General features: G+C 56.4%; 10 protein-coding genes and 1 pseudogene. All 11 read right to left on the minus strand.

Translation table 11 applies throughout. The annotated features are described in order from the left end of the window. Window positions 1-1,657, minus strand: a 1,657-nt coding sequence (locus T260_RS122630; protein ID WP_023634572.1) for a long-chain fatty acid--CoA ligase, incomplete at its 3' end; no start/stop codon positions are given. A 100-nt stretch (window positions 1,658-1,757) separates the two neighbouring features. Beyond that, entirely contained in the window at window positions 1,758-1,997 is a 240-nt protein-coding gene (locus T260_RS122625) for an HAD family hydrolase (RefSeq protein WP_011231000.1), read from the minus strand. 26 nt (window positions 1,998-2,023) lie between these two features. Next, window positions 2,024-2,824 (minus strand): 2-thiouracil desulfurase family protein, encoded by an 801-nt coding sequence (locus tag T260_RS1000000140895; protein WP_081712641.1) that lies wholly within the window; start codon window positions 2,822-2,824, stop codon window positions 2,024-2,026. Next, window positions 2,821-3,591, minus strand: a complete 771-nt coding sequence (locus T260_RS122615) for a 5-oxoprolinase subunit PxpA (protein WP_011230998.1) — start codon at window positions 3,589-3,591, stop codon at window positions 2,821-2,823. Before T260_RS122615 ends, T260_RS1000000140895 begins: the two co-directional genes overlap by 4 nt. Then, a complete protein-coding gene (locus tag T260_RS122610) occupies window positions 3,588-4,559 on the minus strand; it encodes a 5-oxoprolinase subunit C family protein (protein WP_014195657.1) in 972 nt (323 codons plus the stop codon). The genes T260_RS122615 and T260_RS122610 overlap by 4 nt, the downstream gene beginning before the upstream one ends. Next, window positions 4,552-5,233: pseudogene (pxpB, locus tag T260_RS01000000138180) on the minus strand (5-oxoprolinase subunit PxpB). The gene T260_RS122610 and the pseudogene pxpB overlap by 8 nt, the downstream one beginning before the upstream one ends. Continuing rightward, a complete protein-coding gene (locus T260_RS122605; RefSeq protein WP_013145506.1) occupies window positions 5,230-5,979 on the minus strand; it encodes an IclR family transcriptional regulator in 750 nt (249 codons plus the stop codon). The pseudogene pxpB and the gene T260_RS122605 overlap by 4 nt, the downstream one beginning before the upstream one ends. A 131-nt stretch (window positions 5,980-6,110) precedes the next feature. Further along, complete coding sequence (locus T260_RS122600) at window positions 6,111-6,545, minus strand: GNAT family N-acetyltransferase (protein WP_011230994.1); 435 nt, start codon at window positions 6,543-6,545, stop codon at window positions 6,111-6,113. A 333-nt stretch (window positions 6,546-6,878) separates the two neighbouring features. Continuing rightward, entirely contained in the window at window positions 6,879-8,399 is a 1,521-nt protein-coding gene (locus tag T260_RS122595) for a bifunctional ADP-dependent NAD(P)H-hydrate dehydratase/NAD(P)H-hydrate epimerase (protein ID WP_020278847.1), read from the minus strand. Between the two features lie 340 nt (window positions 8,400-8,739). Next, a complete protein-coding gene (locus T260_RS122585) occupies window positions 8,740-9,138 on the minus strand; it encodes a hypothetical protein (protein WP_021322568.1) in 399 nt (132 codons plus the stop codon). A 63-nt stretch (window positions 9,139-9,201) separates the two neighbouring features. Next, window positions 9,202-9,423 (minus strand): thiol-disulfide oxidoreductase DCC family protein (locus T260_RS1000000139215; RefSeq protein WP_128738880.1); only part of this gene is annotated, 222 nt, incomplete at its 5' end.

Below are 9,423 nucleotides of genomic sequence, written 5' to 3' on the forward strand. Positions count from 1 at the left end.
GACTTCGAGCTGAAAAGCGAGCCGAAAACCAAAGCAGCTTGCCGCTTGACGTCATCGGCAGCGATGAGCGGAATTCAACGAGGCGCGGATATTTGTACGCCGCCATTTGCGTCTTGGACCATTCAATGATCTCTTCTTCCGTTACTTTGCCGACATACTCGTCATGAAGGACGATAAACGCCTTCACCGTTTCGCCGCGGCGCGGATCCGGCACGCCGACAACGCACGCCTGCTGAACAGCCGGATGTTTGTACAAAAGCGACTCGACTTCGGTCGGCCACACTTTGTATCCAGAAGCGTTGATCATCCGTTTGACGCGGTCGACGATGAAAAAGTAGCCTTCCTCATCCATCCGCCCGATGTCGCCGGTGCGGAAAAACCGCTTGCCGTCGAGCTCGATGAACGCTTCTTCCGTTTCTTTTTCACGCCGGTAATAGCCGCGGAACACTTGCGGGCCACAAACGATGATCTCCCCGACTTCGCCGACGCCAAGCTCCCGCCCCGTCGCCGGGTCGATGATGCGCGCGTCGACGTCAAACGACGGAACGCCGAGACATTGCAATTTCGGCCGGTCCGGCGGATTGAAATGCGTCTGCGAAATCGTCTCCGTCAGCCCGTAGCCTTCAAAATAACGGACGCCGGTGAGCTGGAACAATTTTTCCCCGACCGCTTCCGGAAGCGCCGCTCCGCCGCCGGAAATGCTCGAAAGCGAGGAAATGTCATACCGGCCAAGCGCCGGGTTGGCCAAAAAGTCGATCAGCATCGTGCTGATGTTCACCCAATGCGTGCAGCGGTGCAATTCAATCAGCCGGGCGGCCGCGTCCCGATCCCAGCGCGTCATCAACACCATGGCGGCGCCGGCGAAAATCGGCGTATGCATGCTATGGACCATCCCCGTGACATGGAAAAACGGCAGCGTCGCCAACGCGACCGAATCGCTCGTCACATCGCCCCAGTGGTAGGCGCCGACGATGTTGGCGTTCACCGTCCGGTGCGGGTGGATGCAGCCTTTTGGCACCCCGGTCGTCCCGGATGTGTATGGCAAGACGGCGATGTCATCAACATGGCCGTTGTATGGAAGCGGCGGCAATTGGGCGCCGAGGCAGTCCGCCCATAAAAGAATGCGCTCATCCCCAATGGCCCGCCGCGGCGCCGCCACTTCAGCCGGAAGCGAAACCGGCGATTCATCGGAAGCATAATCAGAATAAGCGGCGACGATGATTTGTTCCAACGCCGTTCGTCCAAGGAGCGGGGCCGCTTTGTCAAGCAGCTCCTGCCCAACGATGGCGACTCTCGTTTCGCAATCATTGACGTAAAAGGAAAGCTCCTCTGAGGTGTTCATCGGATTGATCGGCACGACGATCGCTTCAGCGCGCAAAATGGCATAGTAGGAGATGACAAACTGCGGAGAATTTTGCATGTACAATAGAACGCGGTCGCCCGGTTTGACGGACAGCTTTTGCTGCAAATAGCCGGCCAACGCGTTCACTTCATCGAGCAACTGTTTGTACGAATACACGGCTCCGTAATAGTAAATCGCCGTTTTGTTCGGATAGCGCTTCGCCGTTGTTTCCAAATGGTCGACCAGCGTCGTCTCCGGCACAGCCAGCGTTTTTGAGAGCCGTTTCGGCCAATACGGGTAATGTCTCGTATTCATTCCGTTTTCCTCCTCCTTTTCACGCGATCGTTCACTGCGGCAGCCTCCACGCAAGCAGCATTGGATAGCTTTTTTTACTGACCAGTTGGTATATAGCCGACTATTTTTTATTGTACACGCTTTCATAAATATTTTCAATAATTTTCTGAATATACAAAACAAAAATACACCGCCTACAACAGGCGGCGAGCACGGCGCGGTAGTCGTCCCAAAAGCGCGGCCGATCTGCTTCACGAAGACGTTTCGCCACCTGCTCGGCATAATAGTCAAAATGCTCCGTTTCCTCGTATAATGTTCCGTCCAAATCAAAGACGATCGCTTTGATGTCTGCTCCGTGCATACCGTTTCCCCTTTCTTGGCCCGTCATCATTTGCTTGTTCGTTTTTGGTTGATAGACAAAAGCCAATATGGCAAAATATGATTCCGGAAAAGCTTACCATTATGTTGCAAAGAGGAGGAACACATGATGAGATTCGTGATCCCGCTTGTCCTTTCCTTTGCGCTCGCAGCCAGCTTTTTCTTCGACTCGTTCCGTTCGGCCGAAGCGGCAGCCAAAATCAAAACGTATCCAAACTGCACCGCGCTGAACAAAGAGTATCCAGGGGGCGCGGCCCGCTCCGCCTCTGTCAAAAACAAAGGAGGTGGCAAATTCATTTCCCTCGTCCAATCTCGGTTCGTCGACGACTGCACAAGCCGCCTTTCCTCGCCTCGTTTCACAAGTCGGACCGTCTCCCGCGGAACCCCAAGCCCAATGGCCACTTCTGGGCATACAGGCACAAGCCGAGCAGACTCCCCTAAACGAGAGACAAACGAATTGTGAATGATATCGCCGTTATACCGGCAGGCAGAAAAGCCGAGGCATTCGCTGACCACCACTGTCGGAATGGCGTAGTGCATCCTTTTGTACTCCTTTCTCGTTCCGTCACCTCTCTTTGTTATTGTAACCAATTGAAGATCGACTGTCATGAAGGCCATTTCATTGAGCCAGCCAAAAAATCGGTATAAGTTAGAAGAAGCAATAAACAGCTCCAAATGAAAACAGCGCCCTAAGCGAGTTTCCTGCTTAAGGCGCTTATTCGGCAGCTGCTGCATGGCAGTGCACACGCCCATATACACCATTAAAGAAGACGGCAAGGGCGCCAAATATGGTGTTCCGGCTTTCTTCATCGTCTTTCCTCTCGGCGCGGCGCCTGAATGGCGATTCCTTCGTTTTGCAAGGCTTGATAGAGCCGCTTGGCAAATCGCACCGCCTGTTCATTGTCGCCATGGAGACAGACGGTGTCGGCTTCAATCGCCACGTCCGTCCCTTGCACCGAGCGAACGCGCCGGTCGCGGATCATCATAAGCACTTGCGTGACCGCTTCGTCTTCATCCGCGATGATGGCGCGCGGATCGCTTCTTGGGGTGAGCGAACCGTCCGCCTGATACGTCCGATCGGCGAACACTTCGCTCGCCGTCCGCAAGCCGCAGGCGCGGCCGGCGCGGATGAGTTCGCTTCCCGACAAGCCGTATAAGACAAGCATCGGATCGACATCATGCACCGCTTTGGCGATCGCTTCGGCCAGCGCCGCGTCTTTCGCCGCCATATTGTACAAGGCGCCGTGCGGCTTAACATGCGTCATCACGCCGCCTTCCGCCTTCACAAACGCAGCCAGCGCGCCGATTTGGTAGACTACATAGGCGTATACCTCCTCTGGCGAAACGGCCATGGCGCGCCGTCCGAAGCCAAACAAGTCCGGAAACCCCGGATGGGCGCCGATGGCAACGCCATGCTGGATGGCGAGTTGCACCGTCCGCCGCATGACGAGCGGGTCGCCGGCGTGAAACCCACAGGCGATGTTGACAGAGGTCACGTACGATAAGATTTCTTCCTGCCCAAGCCTATACACCCCAAAGCTTTCGCCGAAATCGCAATTCAAATCAATCGTCCTCACCGTTCTCCCTCCCATTGACGGCGAATGGCCGCAATCCATCGAGCCAGCCGTTGCTGTTGTTCCCGATAAAGCCACATCGCTTCTTCCGGCTCGATCGGCTGAAATTGGATAAAGTCACCCGGACGAGCCTGCGCGAGAATCGGCAAATCCACAGACGCAACCTGGGCGATGCGCGGGTAGCCGCCGGTTGTCTGGCTGTCCGCCATCAATACGATCGGCTGGCCGGATGCCGGGACTTGCACCGTGCCGAAAACGACCGCTTCCGAGACCATCTCCCGCTCGCGCACAAGCGCCAACGCCCGTCCAGAAAGCCGATAGCCGATCCGATCGGACTGCGTCGTCACCTCATAGCGGGCGGCGAAAAACTGGCGGCGGCTCGCCGGCGTAAATTCGTCATACTCCGGACCGGGAACCGCGCGCACCGTTTTCGTTTTCCCACCAATATAGCGGCGGGCGGCCGAAGCAAGACCCCAACGCATCCGGCCGATAACACGACGCCCATGAGTAACGCCGACCGGCAGTGCATCGCCCCGCTGCAACGGGCGGCCTGAAAGCCCGCCAAGCTGGGCTGGAACGTACGTGGAACGACTGCCCATCACGGGCGGGACGTCGATGCCGCCTGATACAGCGATATACGCCCGAAACCCCGTCCGACACACCCCTACTTCGAGCACATCGCCCGATTTGACGATCTCCGGTTTCCAAAGGGAAATCGGCTGCCCATTGAGCGTGCACGGGAAATCGCCGCCGCATACCGCAACGACGGCCTCGACGCGAAACCGAAGCGTCGGTCCGGCCATCGTCGCCTCAAGCACCGCCTCATCACCGTTGTTGCCGACAAGCGCATTAGCCAGGCGATACGCCCACGCATCCATCGCCCCGCCCGCCGGCACGCCGGCATGCCGGTAGCCAAAACGCCCGCCATCTTGCACGGTTGTAAACAACCCAGCCTCGATGACGTCAATCATGTTCCTCGCTCCAACGTGCAAATTCATCAGCCCCAATCGGCTGAAACGCGACGATATCGCCAGCCGCAAGCAAACTTGGCTTCTCTCGGTGCGGGTCAAACAGCTTCAGCGGCGTTCGACCGATCAGTTGCCAGCCGCCCGGCGTCGCAAGCGGGTAGACGCCCGTCTGTCCGCCGGCGATGCCGACCGAACCGGCAGGCACTTTTGTGCGCGGCACCGACCGCCTTGGCGTCGCCAAGCGCGGCGACAGCCCTCCTAAATAGGCAAATCCAGGAGAAAAGCCGATCATATAAACTCGGTAGCGTCCGGCCGAATGGAGCGCTATCACTTCGTCTTCTGTCATCCCATGGAAACGAGCGACATCCGGCAAATCCGGACCGAATTCGCCGCCGTAACAGACGGGAATGACGACCGTCCGCGCCGAACGCCGCACCGCTTGTTCAGACCGCCTGATGTTTTTCCTTAGCCATGCGCCTATGCCGATGTAATCGATCACCAATGGATCATAGTAGATGGTGAGTGACGAAAACGCCGGCACGATCTCCTCGATGCCTTCTTTTCGCTCGGCCTGAAGCCGGGCGGCCGTTTGGTGGACGATATCATTAAAATCCTGCCGAAAANCGAACCGTCACCGCATATTCGCATAATGGAAACAACGTATACTCCACCGTCATCCCTTCCCCCGAAAGCCGAGTTCGCGCGAAATGTCCATCGCCGCCTGCTTCAATCGCGGAACGATGCGCGCCACATCATCTGGCGAAAAGCGCTGTTCCGGCCCGGCAACGCTCAGCCCGGCAACCGCCGCGCCTTCATGGTTGAAAATCGGCACCGCAACGGCGGCCGAATAGTTTTCCAGCTCAGAATAGCTGACCGTATAGCCGCGGTCCCGGTCTTCTTCCAACAACCGGCGCAGCGCTTCTTTGTCGGTCACCGTATGTTTGGCGATTTTGACAAGCTCGACTTGTTCTAAATAACGTTCCCGATCCGCCTTGTCCATAAACGCGAGCAAGACACGAGGGCACGCCCCGGCATACAGAGGGGCGCGCCGCCCGACTTTCGTATAGACGCGCACCGGCTCGGACGTCTCGACTTTTTCAATATACAGCGCCTCATCGCCGTCGCGAATGACAAGATTCACCGCTTCGTTCGTCTCCTCTTTCAGCCGCTTCATCACCGGCAGCGCCGCCCGGCGAATATCGAGCCGCTCGGCGACGAGCGCGCCAAACGTCAAGAAGGCTAAACCGAGCTCATAGTAATCGCCTCGTTTTTGCAAAAAACCAAGGACAACAAGCGACTGCGCCATCCGGTACACCGACGTTTTGGGCATCCGAAGCCGCTCGACCATTTCCGGCAGCGTCAACCGTTCGCAATCGAGAAACAAATCAAGCAGTTCTTTTGTTTTTAAGACCGTTTTATTCATCATTGCCCCTCTGTTCCGAATATTAGAATATTAATTCCAAAATACGAGTTATATATTTTTTATTATAATGAAAAGTGGAACAACTTTCTACCACAAAATGAAAAGCGCTCGCTGAACGGACGCCGTTGGATTCAAATCGATAAGCGTTTCAAAAACACATAACTCACTTTTTGATATTCCATTTTTTCCTCATAGAAGCGATGGGCGTCAACCCGCTGCAGGCCGGATGACAGCGAGACAATCCCGTAGCCGTGCTCCTTCGCCCATTCGTGCACATGCGACAGCAACGCTTTTCCATACCCTTTCGAACGTTCGGCTGATGTCGTGACCAAATCGCAAACCCAAATAAAACGGCCGTTATAGAGCGTGATCATCGGCATGAATCCGACAACGGCAACCATTTTGTCCTGATCATATAACGCCGCAAGCTTATACCCTTCTTTTTCTTGCGCTTCACGCACAAGCGCGACATACGTTTCTTCATCCAAATGAGTGCGCAGCTCCCGCATGACCGGAAAAGCGCTTCTTACTTCCTCCTCCGTCTCGAGCCAAACAAATTGCGGCATGACTCCCATCTCCCTTCTTCTATTTCTACATTCATGATATCCATGTTTGTCCAAAAATGGAACTTCCGCCTTTCCGCAACGTTGATCATCGTTTCGAAAGAAGACTCCCGCTTCAGGCGCGTGAAGGGCGCAGCCCAGCGATCAGTGGAAGATTGTCGGCTGATAAACCAACGATTACAGCTGCAGCCGCAAATACGGCCTCAGCGGTAAAGTTTGCGCCCGAACCACATGCCTTATGCGCAGAAGGCTGGGAGAAAGAAAACGCCAGCCGGTTATTCGCAAGCCAGCTGGATCGTTTTCATCCCCCAGCGCCCCTTTCAATGGACCGGTTGATCACGCCAGCGAAGCGAGCACAGCCGGCAAGGCCTCCACAACGTCCGACGCCAATACATCCCAAGGCGAATGACCGTGTTGAACAAGCCAATCAGCAGCCTTTCCATGCACGAACGCCGCATTGCTCACCGCAGGCTGCACCGCCTCGTGCTGCAACAAAAACGCCGCCACGATGCCCGTCAACACGTCACCGCTGCCGCCTTTCGCCAAAGCCGGGTTGCCGGTCGTGTTGACATATTGCGATCCATCCGGCGCCGTAACAATCGTATACGGCCCTTTCAACACGACATACACGCCATATTCCATCGCCAACCGCTTGGATAACCCAAAGCGGTCGTGCTCGACCTCGCGAATGGAGCGACGGACGATGCGCGCCATTTCCCCCGGATGAGGGGTGATCACCGTCGGCGCGCTTCGGCGGCGCACCTGTTCAGCGTAATCATCCCAGAAAAATAGGGCATCGGCATCGAGGATAAGGGGCACCGGCTTTCGCACCAACTCCCCAACAAGACGGCGCACCCCTTCCGTTCTCCCCATGCCTGGACCAACGGCGAGCGCATCGACATCCAGCCCGTCCCAATCGGCCGCGCCGGCAAACGCTCCCCCTTCGGCCGGCCATGGCCTGCACATCGCCTCGGGCATCCGATTGGCAACCGCTTCGTACACTGTTTCTGGAACAGCCATGGTCACAAGTCCGGCCCCGCTTCGCAGCGCTGCCTTGGCGGCGAGCGTCACTGCTCCTGCCATAGCTTTCGATCCGCCGACTACAAGCAGTTTGCCATACGTTCCTTTATGCGAGGACCGCCTCCGCTTTGGCATCGTCCGCATGACATCGCTTCGCTCCCACACGAACCGACGGGCTGCATTCGTTTTGACCACGAGCGGCGGAATGCCGATATCTACAACAGCGAGTTCCCCGTAATAATCGGCCGCTGGGAATGTGTACGCCCCAAGCTTCGGGCATTGAATGGTGAGCGTCATATCCGCGCGAACGGCCGCGGCGACATCACCGCCATCCGCCGGCACCCCGCTTGGCACATCGATTGCATACACAACAGCCCGCGAGCGGTTCAGTTGTTCAATGATTTCTTGATACGGAGAGCGAACCTCGCCTTTCACGCCGATGCCAAGGAGCGCATCAATGATCACGTCGTAGTGCGGCGCACGCATCGCAAACTCTTGTTCATTCCCTTCATACGGAATCCACGAATACCCGGACCGCTCGTACACCTCAAGCGCGGTGCGCGCCGCTCCTTTCACCTTTTCCTTTGGTGGAATGAGCCATACATCGGTTTCGTAGCCGCAGCTTTTCAACATACGGGCAACGACAAACCCATCCCCGCCGTTGTTGCCCGCCCCGGCAAGCACCGCCACCCTATCAGCGCGCGGAATCCGCCCTTTCAGCACCCGAAACAGCGCCTGCCCTGCGTTTTCCATCAACGAATCAGCGCTGATGCCGATCCGCTCCGTCACTTCTCGGTCGATGGCGTACATTTCATCAGATGTTACGACCGGAATCATTCTCCTTCCTCCTCTCTTCTTTTGGCCTTCGTCCCCTTTGGCGCTCCATCTTTTGCACATGTTGGCCATGGGAGAATCAGGCTTTGAGAACGAACCACGATGTCCGATGGAACGGTCTTCATGGAGCGTTCATGAAACGTTTGGCATTCCCTGCCGCGCCTTCCCATCATCAATGTATGATTTAGGGAAGCCTTGCCGGAACAGCCGGCGGCTGCGTCTAGGCGCATTTTCATTGGAGCGGCGTCATCCCTTTATCGCCGTGTTGCTCGCCTTGTCCTACCCGCTTATCCGCTATGCAGAAAAACGACGGCCATCGCCTTCACGATGACCGCCGCCTCGATTACGGCTGCTTGGCGATCACTTGCAGCCCAAACTGCAGGCAATCGTCGCAAATTGCCGCCAGCGGACCTTTGGCCAGCCTTGGTTTTTCTTTGAGACAAAACGAGCAGCGGCCGCCGCCATGCGCCTCTTCTGCCTCCAAGGCCAGCGTTTCCTCAAGTTTTTCCAATGAGAAGACAGCCAACGCCTCGTATACGTTATCAAGCAAATGATCATCAATATAGGCACATTTTCCTTCCCAACGGAGCGCGATGAGTTTCGCCGCCACCGCCATCCCTTCGTAAAACCGGCGCCGATCCTCGTTCTCCCTTTGCTCGGCCATAGCGATCAATTCATCGGCAAAACGCTCAAGCGCCCGAGGCGTGCATTCATCAAGCCACCGTGTTGTTCCGTTTGCCATATCCATTTCCCCTCCCACGTTTCTTTCCCTTTTCAATACGACAAACGGGCGTATTTTCCTTCTTCACCACAGCGGCCATTCATCAAGAAAGCGGGATCGCAGCTCAGGCGGCGGCAGCTGACAATGATCGCGCTTCAGAGTGAGACGATGCCGATGGTTGGCGACCGTGTCATATATATGATCGCGCAACAGCCGAGGGATGAGAAATCCAGACGCTGCCAGCCAATTCCAAGGCCAAGCAAGACGACGTCCGATGCGCAGGACAGCATCAGATTTTACATAACA

Source organism: Geobacillus thermopakistaniensis (assembly GCF_000498995.1).
Classification (GTDB): domain Bacteria; phylum Bacillota; class Bacilli; order Bacillales; family Anoxybacillaceae; genus Geobacillus; species Geobacillus thermoleovorans.

Coding starts and splice junctions, on each gene's coding strand:
- T260_RS122625 (WP_011231000.1), bottom strand. CDS start 1,997: ATGCACGGAGCAGACATCAAAGCGATCGTCTTTGATTTGGACGGAACA.
- T260_RS1000000140895 (WP_081712641.1), bottom strand. CDS start 2,824: ATGAAGAAAGCCGGAACACCATATTTGGCGCCCTTGCCGTCTTCTTTA.
- T260_RS122610 (WP_014195657.1), bottom strand. CDS start 4,559: ATGATTGACGTCATCGAGGCTGGGTTGTTTACAACCGTGCAAGATGGC.
- T260_RS122605 (WP_013145506.1), bottom strand. CDS start 5,979: ATGAATAAAACGGTCTTAAAAACAAAAGAACTGCTTGATTTGTTTCTC.
- T260_RS122600 (WP_011230994.1), bottom strand. CDS start 6,545: ATGCCGCAATTTGTTTGGCTCGAGACGGAGGAGGAAGTAAGAAGCGCT.
- T260_RS122595 (WP_020278847.1), bottom strand. CDS start 8,399: ATGATTCCGGTCGTAACATCTGATGAAATGTACGCCATCGACCGAGAA.
- T260_RS122585 (WP_021322568.1), bottom strand. CDS start 9,138: ATGGCAAACGGAACAACACGGTGGCTTGATGAATGCACGCCTCGGGCG.